This window comes from Pseudoalteromonas translucida KMM 520, assembly GCF_001465295.1.
GTDB classification, from domain to species: Bacteria; Pseudomonadota; Gammaproteobacteria; order Enterobacterales; family Alteromonadaceae; genus Pseudoalteromonas; species Pseudoalteromonas translucida.
In genome coordinates, this window is the sequence record NZ_CP011035.1 from 715608 (window position 1) to 730264 (window position 14657).

The following is a 14657-nucleotide window of genomic DNA, read 5'->3' on the forward strand; positions in this document are numbered from 1 at the left end:
AGTATGTGTAAATGCTGGTGGCTTACATTAAGCACGAGCTGTTAATGCGGAGGAGCAAATGGCTCAAAGTAAACTTGTTTATGTACACGACCCTATGTGCAGTTGGTGCTGGGGTTATGCACCAAGCTGGCTTAAATTAAAAGCCGCTCTTGAGAGTAAACTAGTGGTTGAATACAAAGTCGGGGGGCTTGCTCCTGATAGCCAAGATCCTATGCCACAAAACATGCAGGATATGCTACAAAACACCTGGCAAAAAATAGCAGCGCAATTGGGGACTGAGTTTAATTTTGACTTTTGGCGCAACTGTAAACCAAGGCGCTCAACGTATCCTGCGTGTAGAGCGGCGCTTATTGCGCGTAAAGCGGGCAAAGAAAGTGCAATGGTTGCAGCCATTCAGCAAGCCTATTATTTAAATGCTCAAAACCCCTCAGATGAAAGTACATTAATTAGCTTAGCCGAGCAAATAGGTTTAAATAAAGCGCAGTTTGCAAATAGGCTTCAATCAAAAGAGCTTAATGATGAGTTAATTGCAGAGATTAATTATGTACATAGTTTACCTATTCAGGGTTTTCCATCTTTAGTGCTTATTAATGAGGGTAGCGCGTACCCAATAGCAATAAACTACACCGACTGGCAAAAAACATTAAACCAAATTAATGCTATTTTAAGCTAAATAACGTGAACACGGGTTAAGTATTGCTAAATTGTGCGTGTTTGCTTGTCAAACACTCACTCCTCTTATAACACTTCTTACACAACACTCCTTACACTGCACCCTTAGGCAGGCTATTTATTAACGCTGTCATAAAAGCGACTTCTTTACGCAACATGCTTGTCATTTTTCATCTATACACTTTCGCTCATTGAAAAAAGTTAGTTTTTAATTGTTTGTATCAAATATTTAAAACTAACAAAAACAAACTAGCAAATCTGCTAACTAACGAGTAAAGGTGTATGCGATGAAAGGCGTTAAACCATTAATTATAGCTGGTATTGTGGCCGCAAGTGCCGCGGTACACGCAAACGATTTAAATAAGGTTATTGATAAAAGCAGTGAAATTACTAAATCGGCTGCGCAATCACAAACAAAAATAGACAAAATTGCAGATTCAATGCAAGGACGTCTGCAACAGTTTAAAACCCTTAATAAAGAAATTGATGGTTTAGCTGTGTATAACGCTCAGCTTACAAAACAGTTAAATAACCAAATTGCAGAAATGCAATCGATGAACCTCTCTATGGATCAGGTTTCAATTATTGAGCGTCAAATTACGCCATTAATGATGCGTATGATCACCGGCCTTGAACAGTTTGTATTACTCGATGTGCCATTTTTAAAAGACGAACGTGAAAAGCGTTTAACCTCTTTAAAAGCCATGATGGAACGTGCCGATATTACCTCTAGCGAAAAGTTCCGCCGCGTACTCGAAGCCTACCAAGTAGAAGTTGATTATGGCCGCACTATTGAAGCCTACAGCGCACTGCTTGAGGTAGATGGTAAAGAGCGCGAAGTCGATTTTTTACGCATTGGTCGCTTAGAGCTCATTTACTTAACCCGCGATAGTAAATTAGCTGGTAGCTGGGATACACAAACAAAAACGTTTGCAGCACTTCCAGACTCAACCATTAGCCAAATTAATAAAGGTTTACGCATTGCGCGTAAGCAACTTGCCCCAGATATGTTAACTCTGCCAGTTCACGCTGCACGATAAGAGGTCGAAAATGAAATTGTTTACTCAAATGACAAAAATGGCCGTACTTGCTGCAAGTATAAGTTTTACATGCGCAAGTGTAGCAGCAGAGCCAATGGATTTAGATTCATTACTTAAAAACCTTGAACAAGGTAAATCTGCGCAAAGTGTGCAAAATACTCAGCGTGAACAACAATTTACTGCGCGTCAAAACGAGCAAGTACAAATACTAAAAGACACGCAAGCAAAACGTAGCCAAATGCTTAGTGAATCAGACCGTTTAGAAACACAGTTTGAAGAAAACGAAATTAAACTGGCTAATTTAACCGATACTCTATCAAAGCGTATGGGATCACTTAAAGAATTGTTTGGTGTGTTGCAACAAGTGGCAGGCGATTCAAGCAATAAGTTTGCTACCTCTGTGGTATCGGCAGAAATACCTGGTCGAAGTGTTTTTATGGACGATCTGGCACAAAAAATGGGATCTACTTCACAACTTGCTTCAATCGAAGATATTGAAAAAGTGTGGTATGAGCTACAACGTGAAATGACTGAGCAAGGCAAAGTGAGCCGCTTTAATACTCAGGTTATTATTGAAGGTGGTAACAAAGCAGAGCAAGAAGTTGTGCGAGTTGGTGCTTTTAACCTTATTTCCAACGGTAAGTATTTAGAATACAGCCCAAGCACAAATACGCTAAGTGAGCTTACGCGCCAGCCGGTATCGCGCTATACATCAACCGCAGGCGATTTACAGCAGGCTAAAAACGGTATTGTGCAGTTTGCACTAGACCCAACTGGTGGCTCAATTTTAGGTTTACTAGTACAAGCCCCAGATACCGCTGAGCAAGTACACCAAGGCGGCGCTGTGGGTTACGTTATTTTAGGTGTGGGTTTATTAGCACTGTTAATTGCAATTGAGCGTTTTGTATCTTTATTGCTAGTGGGCGGCAAAATTCGCCGTCAGCTCAAAGACACGGTTGCTCGCGACGACAATCCACTTGGCCGTGTTATGAAAGTAAAAGACGACTACCCAAATGTAGCCTACGACACCCTAGAGCTTAAATTAAGCGAAGCTATACTGCGCGAAATGCCAAAAATAACCCGTAATTTAACCCTGATAAAAATTATTTCAGTAGTGGCTCCGCTGCTTGGTTTACTTGGTACAGTTACCGGTATGATCAATACCTTCCAAGCCATTACCTTGTTTGGCACCGGGGATCCTAAGCTCATGGCAGGCGGTATTTCTCAAGCGCTTGTAACAACAGTACTTGGCTTGGTTGTGGCAATACCCACAGTATTTATTTACACCATACTCAACACCCGAGCAAAAAGCTTACTGCTTATTTTACAAGAGCAAAGCGCGGGCATTATTGCAAAACGAAGTGAAAAAGGAGCATAAACCATGGTGCTATTGATTGATTCAATCAATGCTATCCGTGATTTTCTCGACACTGGTGGCCAAGTTCTCTTGGTCATTGGGGTGTTAATCTTCGCGATGTGGTTATTGATACTCGAGCGATTTATTTACTTTTTTAATGGTTTTCGTGGTTACAAAAAAGCCATCAAAAACAGTTGGCTTGCCCGCAGCGAGCGTAATAGCTGGAACGCAGAACAAATTCGCCAAGTGATGATCTCACGCGCCAGTATGCGCCTTAACGCTAACTTAGCACTTATTAATGTGATGGTTGCATTGTGTCCGCTACTTGGCCTACTTGGCACAGTAACAGGAATGATTGAAGTGTTTGATGTTATGGCAATTACAGGTACAGGCAGTGCGCGCTCTATGGCGTCGGGTGTATCTAAAGCAACTATTCCAACTATGGCAGGCATGGTCGGTGCGTTATCTGGGGTATTTGCCTCAACGTACTTACAGCGCCGCGCTAAACGTGAAGTAGCGCTACTTGAAGACAGCATGGTTTTAGACCATTAAGCAATTATTAATAAGTGGCTCTACCTATAGCCACTTATTTTAGGAGAATAAAAATGAGAGCCCCATTAGGAAACCTATTTCAAGAAGACGAAGCAGAAGAAATAAACATGACCCCCATGCTAGATGTAGTATTTATCATGCTTATTTTCTTTATTGTAACCGCCTCATTCGTAAAAGAGTCGGGTATTGATGTTAACCGCCCCGAAGCCGCCACTGCAGTAAAAAAAGAACGCGCTAATATTTTGGTCGCTATTTCAGACACAGGTGAAATTTGGATTAATAAACGCCAAATAGATGTACGTGCGGTGCAGGCAAATATTGAGCGTTTAAAAGCCGAAAATCCACAAGGGAGCGTGGTTATTCAAGCTGATAAAAAGTCGACCACCGATACTTTAATTAAAGTAATGGATGCAGCGCGCGCCGCAGGTGTGTTTGATGTGTCGATTGCGGCCCAAGAAGCCTAAGGGTTAGCTATGCGTTATTTAATAGCATTTGTAATAGCCATTTTAGTGACCTTTATGCTGTTTTTAGGCATGCAGGCACTTATTACTGGTGGTGAGGGCGCAATGAGTGAACCTGCAAAGGGGAACGTGCTTGACTTTGTACGGCTTAAAAAAGAAGAAAGCTTACAAACAAAACAGCGCAAACCTCAAAAGCCACCCACACCTAAAGAGCCACCACCACCAATGGAGTCACCAAAAATGCAAAACAGCGATGCCAATGCAAAAGCTAATAATTTTGACTTTGCGGCCAATGTTAATGCCGAGGTGAATTTAGCCGGTGGTTTAGCCCTTGAATCAAGTGATGGTGAATACCTGCCCATTGTAAAAGTGGCGCCAGTGTACCCAAGGCGCGCACTGTCTCGTGGGATTGAAGGCTACGTTATTGTTGAGTTTACAGTAACCAAACAAGGCACAGTTCGCGACCCGCAGGTATTAAAGGCAGAGCCTGAATCGCTATTTGACCGAGCGGCGATGGATGCAGCCCTTAAATTTAAATATAAGCCCCGCGTAGTCAATGGTGAAGCCGTTGAAGTTGCGGGAGTGCAGAACAAAATATCTTTCCAGATAAGCGGTTAATTTTTGGATTAATTAATTCAACCTATTAATGGATAGAAAAGCGAGGCGATGATGAAACTACAACCAATAGCAGTTATTTTTAAATTAACACTTTTTTGCACTGCAGCAATAAGCGCAAGTATTGTAACCCCCAGTGCACTTAGTTTATTACCAGGTGTGAGTGCTTTTACGGCGCAAGCCGCAGAGCAAAAAACCAAACGAGTACCGGCCCTGCGTGAAAAAGTATATAGCCAGTTAGCGCGAGCCCAAAAGCTTGCAGACGATGGCGATGTTAAAGCAGGCCTTGAAGCGCTTGATTCCATACAAGATCGCGCATCAAGCATGAACTCCTACGAAATTGCGATGATGCATAACTTTTATGGCTTTATTTATTACAACGAAAACGACTTACCCAAAGCAATAGCCGCGTTTGAAAAAGTAGTCGCAGAGGAAGGTATTCCAGAAACATTACGTTTAAGCACTACGTTTAGTTTGGCTCAATTGGCAATGGCTAACAGTGACTACAGCAAAGTAATTACGTTTTTAGATCAATGGGATGCAATTAATACAAAAGACAAGCCAGAGAGCTACTATGTGTTAAGAGCGCAAACTTATTATCAGCTAAAAGACTACCAGCAAGGCCTTAACTACATAACACAAGCTATTACACTAAGTGACAGCGAAGGCAAAGTACCAAAAGAGAACTGGCTAGTATTACAGCGTGCTATGTACTACTCACTTAATCAAACTGATAAAGTAGTAAAGGTACTAGAGCGCATGGTAAAGCTGTATAACAAACCAGAATACTGGGTGCAGTTAGCAGGTATGTATGGCGAAACAGGTCAAGAAAAACAACAACTCGCAATTATTGAAGCGGCATATCAGCAAGGCTTTTTAACCTCCAAGTCAGATTTACGCCAATTAGCACAGGTGTATTTATACAATGGCTTGGCTTATAAAGCAGCCATAGTGATGAGTAAAGCAATTGAGGCAGGGATAGCTGAGCAAACCGCTAAAAACTATGCCTTTGTAGCCGAAGCTATGATCCAAGCTAAAGAAGATGCGCAGTCGATTAAATACTTTGTAAAAGCGGCGCAGTTATCAAGCAGCGGTAACTACGATCAGCGCTTAGCACAAGTGTATATTAATACAGAGCAATATGAAGAGGCTGCCGACTCTGCGCGTAAAGCACTTGATAAAGGCAATCTTGATTTTGAATCAAACGCATTTGTGGCCTTGGGCATGGCGCAGTTTAATTTACAAAACTTTGATGCCTCTATTTTAGCGTTTGAACAAGCGCAAATACATAAAAAATCGCAGCGTTTAGCCAAGCAATGGATTAAATATGTAAAGCGCGAAAAAATACATGCTGAAACCCTAAAAACAGCGCTACTTTAATGTTTTTACTGCTGCGCTAGGTGCTAAATAAATAGCGTATAAAAACAGTTTATAATCGCAACGCCAAACCGCGCTAATATTAATTTAGTGCGGTTTTTTTTATTTCTGTAAAGTTAACCATTTGAATATGCTTATTTATTATTGTCACATAGTGTTTATTAAAATGTAACGGCACTGTCATATCTCTCCCGTATTGTACTCCTATTCGATAACTCAAGTGACCTTAATGCATGAGTATCGTGCCTTAAAGTGACTTAAGTTATTACTTAATGCGCTAACAAAATAATTAAATACTTTAACGGAGTGAACAATGAAATTATCTGGCTTATTTAAGGTTAGTCTAGTGGCTACTGCAATGACTTTAGCAGGCTGTGGCGGCGATATCGAAATTACACCTACGGTGAACGATAACAGCACCAGTACTGATAACAGTGTTAATAATTCAAATAATAATAGCGGTGGCACTAACGATGATATTAGTTGTACCGAGTACCAAACTGATGCGGGCACGGTTGCTGGTATTTTTGATGGTAAAGACTGTTTATATAATGACTCGTTTGCCAGTAAAAACATTCAAATTACAGCCAACTTAACCTTTGAAGAATTACCAGATGGCGGTGTTCACTTATTCGAAGACGCATTACTAATTGGTACAGATGGCGACACGACTACTGATTTTAGCATTCCAACAAACGGCCCTACTTTAACGGTTAAGCCTGGGGCAACCCTTGCATTTAAATCGGGTGAGGCTATTGTGCGCATTGCCCGTGGTGCAAAAATTCAAGCAGTTGGTACTGCCGATAAACCGATTGTATTTACCTCTGCTAAGGCGTTTCCTCGCTTTGATGCCGAAGGTAAAGGCCCACTCTATGCAGATTGGGGCGGCATAATTATTAATGGTAATGGCATTACTGATCAATGTACTGACGCAGAGCGCGACGCGGCAACGTGTAATGTGCCCTCAGAAGGGATCACCAGTTACTTTGGTGGTAATGATAATAGCGACTCTAGCGGTAATATAAAATGGACCAAAATTTGGTATGCCGGTTCAGGTCCTAAAGTAGGCGGGGAAGGGGATGATTTAAACTCGTTAACCCTCAATGCGGTAGGCTCGGGTTCAGAGTTTGACTACATTCATATTCACCAAGGTTTTGATGATGGTATTGAAATATTTGGTGGCGCAACCACCATTAAGCATGTTGTTGTAACCGACACTCAAGATGATTCGTTTGACTTTGATGCAGGTTGGCAGGGCAAAGCGCAGTTTTTGTTTGTTAAACACGGCACCGTAATTACCCGTGAAGGCACCACAGTATATATGGGTAATAACGGCTTTGAGTCAGACGGCGTAAAAGGTACATCAAGTGCGCAAGTGGCACCATCAAACCCAACCATTGCTAATGTTACTATTATCACCACCGATGGCCTATCGGTTCGCGATACTGACCCTTCAAATGCGTTTAAATTTGATGACTCATTTAATGCTAATTTTTATAACGTATTAATGACCAAAGACATAGCTTTGCAATCTAGCTGTATTAGCTTTTCAAGCGATGGCGAAAAGCAAGCCGATAAAATTATTTTTAATAGCTCAGTAATGACCTGCGCCTCTGAATTTGACGATGCCGACGGCACCTTTAATAGTGGCAAAGAGCCTGCAGCATTAACGGCCACTACACTTACTGCCTGGTTTGATAATAATGGCAGTAATCAACGTATAGGCGAAGGGGCGGATGTATTTGCCAGCAATGGCTTTGCTACAAATACAGCTTCAACCGACATTACTGTTACCGCTAATGATTTAAGTGGCTTAGATGCGAGCTTTTTTGAAGACGCCCCTTACATTGGCGCAGTGTCTGATCAAGACACCACGTCACCTTGGTACAAGTGGGTAGAAACAGCACTCGCTGCATCAGCTCAAGACTAATACCTCAGTAACGTACATTAAATAGTTAGGGCGCCATTTGCAAAGTGCATTTTAGGCGCCCGTTTTTTAACTGATTAGGGATCTGTAAAGATGTTGAATCAAGCTAGATTGAATAAATTGTCATTGGCAATTAGTCTCTCGCTTTTAGCAAGCTCGCTTAATTTGAGCGCTGCACAAAGTGAGCAAAGCGAAATAGAAGAGGTTGTTGCTGTAGGCACTCGGCTACAAGGTAGCGCCGCTGCTGTGGTTGAGGAGCGTAAAAACCAAGCCTTTGTTGCCGATATTTTAGGTGCTGAACAACTTGCGCGAACCGGCGATAGCGATGCGGCTTCGGCGCTGCGCCGTGTAACGGGTTTAACCTTAGTAGATGGTAAGTTTATTTATGTACGAGGCTTAGGTGAGCGTTATTCTAGCGCGCGTTTAAACGGGGCTTATATTCCCAGCCCCGATTTAACGCGCAACGTAGTGCCGTTGGATATTTTTCCTGCCAGTATTATTCAAAGTATGGCGGTACAAAAAGCCTACTCTCCAGATATGCCAGCGGCGTTTGGCGGCGGTAATATCGATATTCGTACTAAATCAATTCCTGCAGAATTTACTGCCGGCTTTGCGGTTGGTTTATCTAAAGATACATCGGCTAGCAGCGGTTTTACCTATAAAGGTAACGATGGCGATATTCCCCAAATATTAAATAACGCCATAGTGCAATACAAAGGCAATTTTGATGTGGGGAACATTATTGCTAAAGATAACTTGGTTGATAACAGCGATGCGTCACGCTCAGACCAAGCTATTGCCATTAACAATCAACTGTTAAAATCGCTACCACGTAATTTTGCTTTAAAAGATGAATCGTTAGACCCAAATTGGGATATTAAAGGCCATTTAGGTAATAGTTTTGATGAGTCCTTTTTAGGCGGTACTTTTGGCTTTTTGCTCTCTGGTGAATACGATAAAAGCTGGGACTCTGCAAAAAGAAGAACCGCTGTTATAGCACAAGATATTGGAGATGATTGTGCAACCACCCTTAATTCAGCGCAAGATGTAAGTACATCGTGTTTTAACACAGTTAAAGACTCTGTAACCACCACCGAAAACGAGCGTTATAACGCCACGCTAAATTTAGGTTATAGATTAAATACCCATAGTATTTCATTTATGAGCTTATATTTACGCGACAACGAGGATGAAACCGAGGTAGCCACGTCGCAAAGCCCCGCAGGCAGCTCGGTATTTACCATAGTAAATGATAACCGAGCTAATCGTACTCATGAGTTTAATTTAGAGCAGCGCACGCTTACGGTAAATCAGTTATTAGGCCAGCATACCTTTTTAGATTACTGGGGGATTGGCGCTGACTGGCAATATACTCGCTCTAAAGCCAGTACTGACATTCCAACTAATGTAGAGTTTAAATTTAGAGATAACTACGATAACAGCGGTAACTATAGCAACTCGCAAATTACCGGCGATGATAACCGTGCGCTGTTCTCGTATATAAATATGCAAGACAGAGTAAATTCATACGGTGGTAATTTAACGCTTCCCTTAAGCTTTACTGCTGTTGAGGTAGAGTTAAAAACCGGCTTTGATATTGCCGACCGAGCGCGTATTTATAACACCTCTAGTTTTGCAGTAAATAACGGCACTGGCTTGGCGTTAACTGTGGCAGATAATCCGCTTGATGCGGGCAATTATTTAACCGATGAATTTATTGACGGCGAACGTATTTTACTCGACTTTAATGAACCCTCAGCCCCCGATGCAGATGACTATATTGCGGGGCAAAAAATATCAGCGGCGTATGGCTCGTTTGATGTTATTTATGATGACTTACTGCGCTTAAGTGGTGGGGTGCGTTATGAAGAATTTAAACAAACCTCTATCGGCACCTCAAGCTTAATTTTTACTGCGGATGACTTAAATATTTACTATTCCCCAGAAAAAATAGCCGCAGGCAGTATTAATGAAGATGACTTTTTTTCGGCACTATCGCTTACATATTTAGGCGGCGAAAACTACCAAGTACGTTTAGGGTATGGCGAAACAGTAGTGCGCCCCGACTTACGTGAAGTAGTGCCAGTGTCGTATTTTGATCCGCTAACCGACATTCGTACTTTTGGCCGTGTGGGTTTGCAAAGTAGCCCAATTAAAAATTACGATTTACGCTATGAATATTATGGCAACACCGGAGATTCATTCTCTGTGGCTGCTTTTTATAAAGACATAGATAAACCGATTGAAACTGTATTACGCATTGGCGATGAAGATTACTCAGCCTCATTTGTAAATGGTAAAACTGCGCAGGTATACGGTATAGAAACCGAATGGCTAAAAGATCTTACTTATTTAACCGAAGGGTTATTTACCAGCGGTAACATTACTTTAAGTGACTCAGAGGCAGATATCGATCCTGCACTTGCGAGTAACTTAACTAACCCGACTAAACGCATGACCGGGCATTCTAAATACGTGGTTAACTTACAGCTAAACTACGACTCTGTTGATGGCCAGCATAGTAGCTCGTTGGTGTATAATGTATTTGGCGAGCGTATATTGGCCGCCGGAATAGCCGGGCGTGATGATGCTTACGAGCAGCCTTTTCACTCACTCGATTTAATTTATACTTGGTATCCCGACTTTAACTCCAACGTTAAGTTTAAAGTGGCAAACTTACTTGATGAAGAGCAGCAAGTTACGCAGTCAGATATTGTAGTACGCTCTAAAGAAGTGGGAATGACCTTTGATGTGAGTTACAGCTACACATTTTAGCCACGCTAGCGTAAAGGTAATTATTATAGCCCCATGCTTTTGTATGGGGCTTTTGCTTTTTTATGGCTTAGTATGAAATATATTTAAGTTGTAACTTATTAACTAGTTTTGTTAAACCACCAGTGTTAGCTTAAGCTTGATATGAAAATTAAATCTCACGCAATGAATTTTAATTTTTAATCTTTTCAGGCAACTTTTATGAATCAAATAATGGAACTCACAATGAAAAAAGTAGGATTAGTCGGTTGGCGTGGCATGGTTGGCTCTGTGTTATTAGAGCGTATGAAGCAACAAAGTGATTTTGCACTTATCGACACCACCTTTTTCACCACCTCACAAGCGGGCCAATTAGGCCCAGATATTGCGGGCGAAGCAAAGCCGTTACTCGATGCCAGCAATATTTCCGAACTGGCTAAAATGGATATTATTGTTACCTGCCAAGGTGGCGATTACACTAATGCTGTTTATCCACAATTGCGCGAGTCGGGTTGGGATGGTTATTGGATAGATGCAGCATCGGCACTGCGTATGGCTAACGACAGCATTATAGTACTCGATCCGGTCAATAAAGACGTTATTGAGCAAGGTTTATCACAAGGTGTTAAAACCTTTGTAGGCGGTAACTGTACGGTTTCTCTTATGTTGCTTGCACTGGGCGGTTTATTTGAGCAAGACTTAATAGAATGGGTAAGCCCCATGACCTACCAAGCTGCGTCGGGCGCGGGTGCGCGCAATATGAAAGAGTTAATTGCACAAATGGGCGCAATTCATCAAAGTGTTGCCGAGCAACTTGCAAATCCAAGCGCTGCTATTTTAGAAATAGATAAAATAGTCAGTGAAAAAATGGCATCAGATTCACTGCCGCAAGATCAGTTTGGTGTGCCACTCGCGGGAAGTTTAATTCCGTGGATTGATGTGCCTATGCCAAGTGGCCAAAGTAAAGAAGAGTGGAAAGCGCAAGTTGAAGCGAATAAAATTTTAGGCTCGGCTAAGCAACCTATTCCAATAGATGGTTTATGTGTGCGTATTGGTGCTATGCGTTGTCATTCACAAGCAATGACCATTAAATTACGTGAAGATATTAGCGTTGCCAAAATAGAGCAAATTTTAGAATCGCATAACGAGTGGGTAAAGGTTATTCCTAATGAGCGCGACATTAGCACTACCGACCTAACCCCAGTTAAAGTCACCGGTACACTGAGTATTCCAATTGGGCGTATTCGTAAATTAGCCATGGGGCCTAAATATATTAGCGCCTTTACTGTTGGCGATCAGCTGTTATGGGGTGCTGCAGAGCCGCTACGTCGTATGCTTCGCATAATTGTTGATAGCGAATAATAGCAATTTAATGTAACTGCTATAAACGCTTAAATTGTTTTATAAAAAAAGGGTTAGCGATTGGCTAACCCTTTTTATTTTAAATGCTAAATTAATTATTTTTCAATTTAGAATTATTAAGCTGGTGGCTGTAAATAATTAATACTCTTTTTCTTTGAGTAATGACTTTAGATCAGCAATTTGTGCTTGCAAGGCGTTTACTTGCCCTTGTGTTGCGGGCAGTGAATCGTTATCGGCCAGCTCATCGCGGGCATTTTTATGCTCTTGCGACATTACTTCTAAAATGGCGCCAACCATCATATTTAAAAATACAAACGCGGTTAAAAATATAAAGGTTAAGTAGTAAATCCAGCTAAGTTTATAAACCAGCATGGTTTCGTACATTACGTCGGTCCAATCTTCAAACGTGGCAATTCTGAACAAGGTCAACATAGATATTGATACATCACCCCACAATACGGGGTTTATATGTGCAAACATCATACTGCCTATAGCGGCGTAAATATAAAAAATAACAAACATCAGCAGGGCTATGTAACCCATTTGCGGAATAGCTTTAAGTAAAGCGTTAACTAATAAACGCAGCTCGGGGACCATAGACACCAGCCGCAATACACGAAATATTCGTAATAAGCGTGCAATTAGCATACTTGAGCCAGCTGCGGGGTATAAGCTACCTAGTACAATAAGGGTGTCGAAAATATTCCAACCTTTGGAGAAAAAATCTTTGATGCCTTTACTGGCAATAAAGCGAATTACGAGCTCAATTAAAAAGAACGCCGTAATGCCTATATCCATCCAATTAAGGGCAGTTTCTACCGTTGGCGGAAGTGAATAGGTGTGAGCACCTACGGTAAGAGCAGAAACAACAATTACAGCAATAACAAATGATTGAAATAGTTTGCTTTTATCTATACGCTGAAACTGCTTTTGCAACTGCGGCAACATCATAATAAGTCCTGTACAAAGTAAGGTTTTTTGAGGCGCTTAATATACAGTTTTTACCTTCTAAAGTGTAAGGAATTTTAATGATTATCAATAAACTAAACGCGAGTTTACTGTTTGTAACCGGTTTGTGTTTGCTGGCTGGCTGCAGCTCTGATGCACGTTTTCATGAAATACAGTCTGCTCGTCTTGATGAGTGTAACTACAAAGCAGACAAAGAATATTACGAATGCCTTAAACTACAAGAGGCTAATTTTGAAGAGTTTAAAAAGCAACGAGCCGAAAACACTCAGTAACGCTTATTCAATCACTCTTATTAAATAACGGCTATTAAGCGTTATTACTATTTAATTACTATTTAATTTCAAATACTAATAAATTAAGAGGTTATGGCTAACACATTATGACAAAAACTCAAAAACAGCGTGATAAGCAAATACGCCAAGTACTTACCATTGCCTGTGAAAATATAAAACAAACCGATTTTGGCTTTGCTTACTTAACACATACCGTTGATTTAAATAACGAAGCTAACACCTTAAAAGTCCAATGCTATTTTAACGACGATTTAGCATATCAAAAAAGTGAGTTACATTTTGACGCACTTAAAAATGAGATAACGCAACAGCTTGCAACGATTGGTTTGGCTATTAAAGCAGCGAATATTTCGTTTTTAGTCGATTAATCTTTGTTTGGTTGGTTTGTGTATGCTTGGAGGCTATAATTGGCCAAATTATTTTTTAGAGTATAAATTATGGCTGTTCCTACTCGTTCGCAAATCTCCCCTGGTACAAAAGTAAATATCGTATTAAAAGAAGATCAACGCAGCGGCACATTAACACAAGGTGTGGTTGAGCGTTTATTAACAAAGTCACCAAACCATCCTCATGGTATTAAAGTACGTTTAGACGATGGCCAAGTAGGCCGAGTGAAAGAGATTTTATAATGAGCACTTTAACAGAACAGGCTTTTTGGGATTTAGTAACCGCTCCTGATTTAGGGCTCGATCCGCAAAATGTGAGTGATAACTTAAAACTTAAACTGCACGATTTAACCGATCAGCAGTTAATTGAGTTTGATAAGTTCTTTGGTATTTGTATGCGTAAATGCTACACCTGGGATTTATTTGGCGCAGCATTTGTAATGGCCGGTTGTAACGACGAATATGGTTTTAGTGAGTTTAGATGCTGGTTAATATCGCGCGGTGCAGACGTGTTCGAAAACGCTTTACTCAACCCAGACTCAATTGCCGCCTGTACGCCTGTGTATCATGTTAACGAGCAGCCTTATCCGTACATAGATGAATACGACTTAATTGCAGGGTTACTTTACGAGGAGCGTAACGATGACGAACTGCCATTTATTCCCTCAGGAAGCGACGAGCCAAAAGGCAAACGCTTTAAAGACAAAGCTAAGTTTTTAAAACAAAGCTATCCGCTGTTATTTGCTAAGTACTGGCAGTAATATTTTCACGCCCTAATCGTTTTATTTTTAACTGCATATAAAAACGCTTAGGGTGTGTTGCTCCTTTTTAAAGCAACACGACTTCTCTCCTTTTAAAGTAAATCTCTGTTATAGTTATAAAATTAAGCAACCAA

The 14657-nt window shown here is 41.0% G+C and carries 15 protein-coding genes; 14 read left to right on the forward strand and 1 reads right to left on the reverse strand.

Annotated features, from left to right (window positions below; genetic code table 11):
* Positions 1-58 precede the first annotated feature (58 nt).
* From PTRA_RS18620 to asd, 10 genes are all read left to right on the forward strand, one after another.
* A complete protein-coding gene (locus PTRA_RS18620) occupies positions 59-673 on the forward strand; it encodes a DsbA family protein (protein WP_058375112.1) in 615 nt (204 codons plus the stop codon).
* Positions 674-959: 286 nt separating this feature from the next.
* Positions 960-1712 carry a DUF3450 domain-containing protein gene (locus tag PTRA_RS18625; RefSeq protein ID WP_058375113.1) on the forward strand — a complete coding sequence of 251 codons (753 nt, stop codon included), beginning with the start codon at positions 960-962 and terminating at the stop codon, positions 1710-1712.
* Positions 1713-1722: 10 nt separating this feature from the next.
* Positions 1723-3090 carry a MotA/TolQ/ExbB proton channel family protein gene (locus tag PTRA_RS18630; RefSeq protein WP_058375114.1) on the forward strand — a complete coding sequence of 456 codons (1368 nt, stop codon included), beginning with the start codon at positions 1723-1725 and terminating at the stop codon, positions 3088-3090.
* Between the two features lie 3 nt (positions 3091-3093).
* Positions 3094-3621 (forward strand): MotA/TolQ/ExbB proton channel family protein, encoded by a 528-nt coding sequence (locus PTRA_RS18635; RefSeq protein WP_058375115.1) that lies wholly within the window; start codon positions 3094-3096, stop codon positions 3619-3621.
* 53 nt (positions 3622-3674) lie between these two features.
* Positions 3675-4085: an ExbD/TolR family protein gene (locus PTRA_RS18640; protein WP_011330147.1), complete on the forward strand. Its 411-nt coding sequence runs from the start codon at positions 3675-3677 to the stop codon at positions 4083-4085.
* A 9-nt stretch (positions 4086-4094) separates the two neighbouring features.
* On the forward strand, positions 4095-4700 hold the full coding sequence (locus PTRA_RS18645) for an energy transducer TonB (RefSeq protein WP_058375116.1): 606 nt from the start codon (positions 4095-4097) through the stop codon (positions 4698-4700).
* Between the two features lie 51 nt (positions 4701-4751).
* Positions 4752-6077 (forward strand): tetratricopeptide repeat protein, encoded by a 1326-nt coding sequence (locus tag PTRA_RS18650; RefSeq protein ID WP_058375117.1) that lies wholly within the window; start codon positions 4752-4754, stop codon positions 6075-6077.
* A gap of 310 nt (positions 6078-6387) precedes the next feature.
* A complete protein-coding gene (locus PTRA_RS18655; protein WP_058375118.1) occupies positions 6388-8004 on the forward strand; it encodes a hypothetical protein in 1617 nt (538 codons plus the stop codon).
* Between the two features lie 90 nt (positions 8005-8094).
* Complete coding sequence (locus PTRA_RS18660; protein WP_058375119.1) at positions 8095-10776, forward strand: TonB-dependent receptor plug domain-containing protein; 2682 nt, start codon at positions 8095-8097, stop codon at positions 10774-10776.
* Positions 10777-10974: 198 nt separating this feature from the next.
* Positions 10975-12114 (forward strand): aspartate-semialdehyde dehydrogenase, encoded by a 1140-nt coding sequence (gene asd, locus PTRA_RS18665; protein WP_058375120.1) that lies wholly within the window; start codon positions 10975-10977, stop codon positions 12112-12114.
* A 138-nt stretch (positions 12115-12252) separates the two neighbouring features.
* Here the strand turns inward: asd and PTRA_RS18670 are convergent, their stop codons facing one another.
* On the reverse strand, positions 12253-13062 hold the full coding sequence (locus PTRA_RS18670; RefSeq protein WP_208855550.1) for an ion transporter: 810 nt from the start codon (positions 13060-13062) through the stop codon (positions 12253-12255).
* 80 nt (positions 13063-13142) lie between these two features.
* Here PTRA_RS18670 and PTRA_RS18675 point away from each other — a divergent pair, with 80 nt between their 5' ends.
* From PTRA_RS18675 to PTRA_RS18690, 4 genes are all read left to right on the forward strand, one after another.
* Entirely contained in the window at positions 13143-13355 is a 213-nt protein-coding gene (locus PTRA_RS18675; protein ID WP_058375122.1) for a hypothetical protein, read from the forward strand.
* A gap of 107 nt (positions 13356-13462) precedes the next feature.
* On the forward strand, positions 13463-13744 hold the full coding sequence (locus tag PTRA_RS18680) for a hypothetical protein (protein WP_011330155.1): 282 nt from the start codon (positions 13463-13465) through the stop codon (positions 13742-13744).
* 69 nt (positions 13745-13813) lie between these two features.
* A complete protein-coding gene (locus PTRA_RS18685; protein ID WP_011330156.1) occupies positions 13814-14005 on the forward strand; it encodes a YwbE family protein in 192 nt (63 codons plus the stop codon).
* Positions 14005-14523, forward strand: a complete 519-nt coding sequence (locus PTRA_RS18690) for a DUF4240 domain-containing protein (RefSeq protein WP_058375123.1) — start codon at positions 14005-14007, stop codon at positions 14521-14523. The genes PTRA_RS18685 and PTRA_RS18690 overlap by 1 nt, the downstream gene beginning before the upstream one ends.
* Positions 14524-14657 lie beyond the last annotated feature (134 nt).

Excerpts from the sequence above, each read along its gene's own strand:
- PTRA_RS18620 (WP_058375112.1), top strand. The coding sequence starts at position 59 with ATGGCTCAAAGTAAACTTGTTTATGTACACGACCCTATGTGCAGTTGG.
- PTRA_RS18625 (WP_058375113.1), top strand. The coding sequence starts at position 960 with ATGAAAGGCGTTAAACCATTAATTATAGCTGGTATTGTGGCCGCAAGT.
- PTRA_RS18630 (WP_058375114.1), top strand. The coding sequence starts at position 1,723 with ATGAAATTGTTTACTCAAATGACAAAAATGGCCGTACTTGCTGCAAGT.
- PTRA_RS18635 (WP_058375115.1), top strand. The coding sequence starts at position 3,094 with ATGGTGCTATTGATTGATTCAATCAATGCTATCCGTGATTTTCTCGAC.
- PTRA_RS18640 (WP_011330147.1), top strand. The coding sequence starts at position 3,675 with ATGAGAGCCCCATTAGGAAACCTATTTCAAGAAGACGAAGCAGAAGAA.
- PTRA_RS18645 (WP_058375116.1), top strand. The coding sequence starts at position 4,095 with ATGCGTTATTTAATAGCATTTGTAATAGCCATTTTAGTGACCTTTATG.
- PTRA_RS18650 (WP_058375117.1), top strand. The coding sequence starts at position 4,752 with ATGAAACTACAACCAATAGCAGTTATTTTTAAATTAACACTTTTTTGC.
- PTRA_RS18655 (WP_058375118.1), top strand. The coding sequence starts at position 6,388 with ATGAAATTATCTGGCTTATTTAAGGTTAGTCTAGTGGCTACTGCAATG.
- PTRA_RS18660 (WP_058375119.1), top strand. The coding sequence starts at position 8,095 with ATGTTGAATCAAGCTAGATTGAATAAATTGTCATTGGCAATTAGTCTC.
- asd (WP_058375120.1), top strand. The coding sequence starts at position 10,975 with ATGAATCAAATAATGGAACTCACAATGAAAAAAGTAGGATTAGTCGGT.
- PTRA_RS18670 (WP_208855550.1), bottom strand. The coding sequence starts at position 13,062 with ATGTTGCCGCAGTTGCAAAAGCAGTTTCAGCGTATAGATAAAAGCAAA.
- PTRA_RS18675 (WP_058375122.1), top strand. The coding sequence starts at position 13,143 with ATGATTATCAATAAACTAAACGCGAGTTTACTGTTTGTAACCGGTTTG.
- PTRA_RS18680 (WP_011330155.1), top strand. The coding sequence starts at position 13,463 with ATGACAAAAACTCAAAAACAGCGTGATAAGCAAATACGCCAAGTACTT.
- PTRA_RS18685 (WP_011330156.1), top strand. The coding sequence starts at position 13,814 with ATGGCTGTTCCTACTCGTTCGCAAATCTCCCCTGGTACAAAAGTAAAT.
- PTRA_RS18690 (WP_058375123.1), top strand. The coding sequence starts at position 14,005 with ATGAGCACTTTAACAGAACAGGCTTTTTGGGATTTAGTAACCGCTCCT.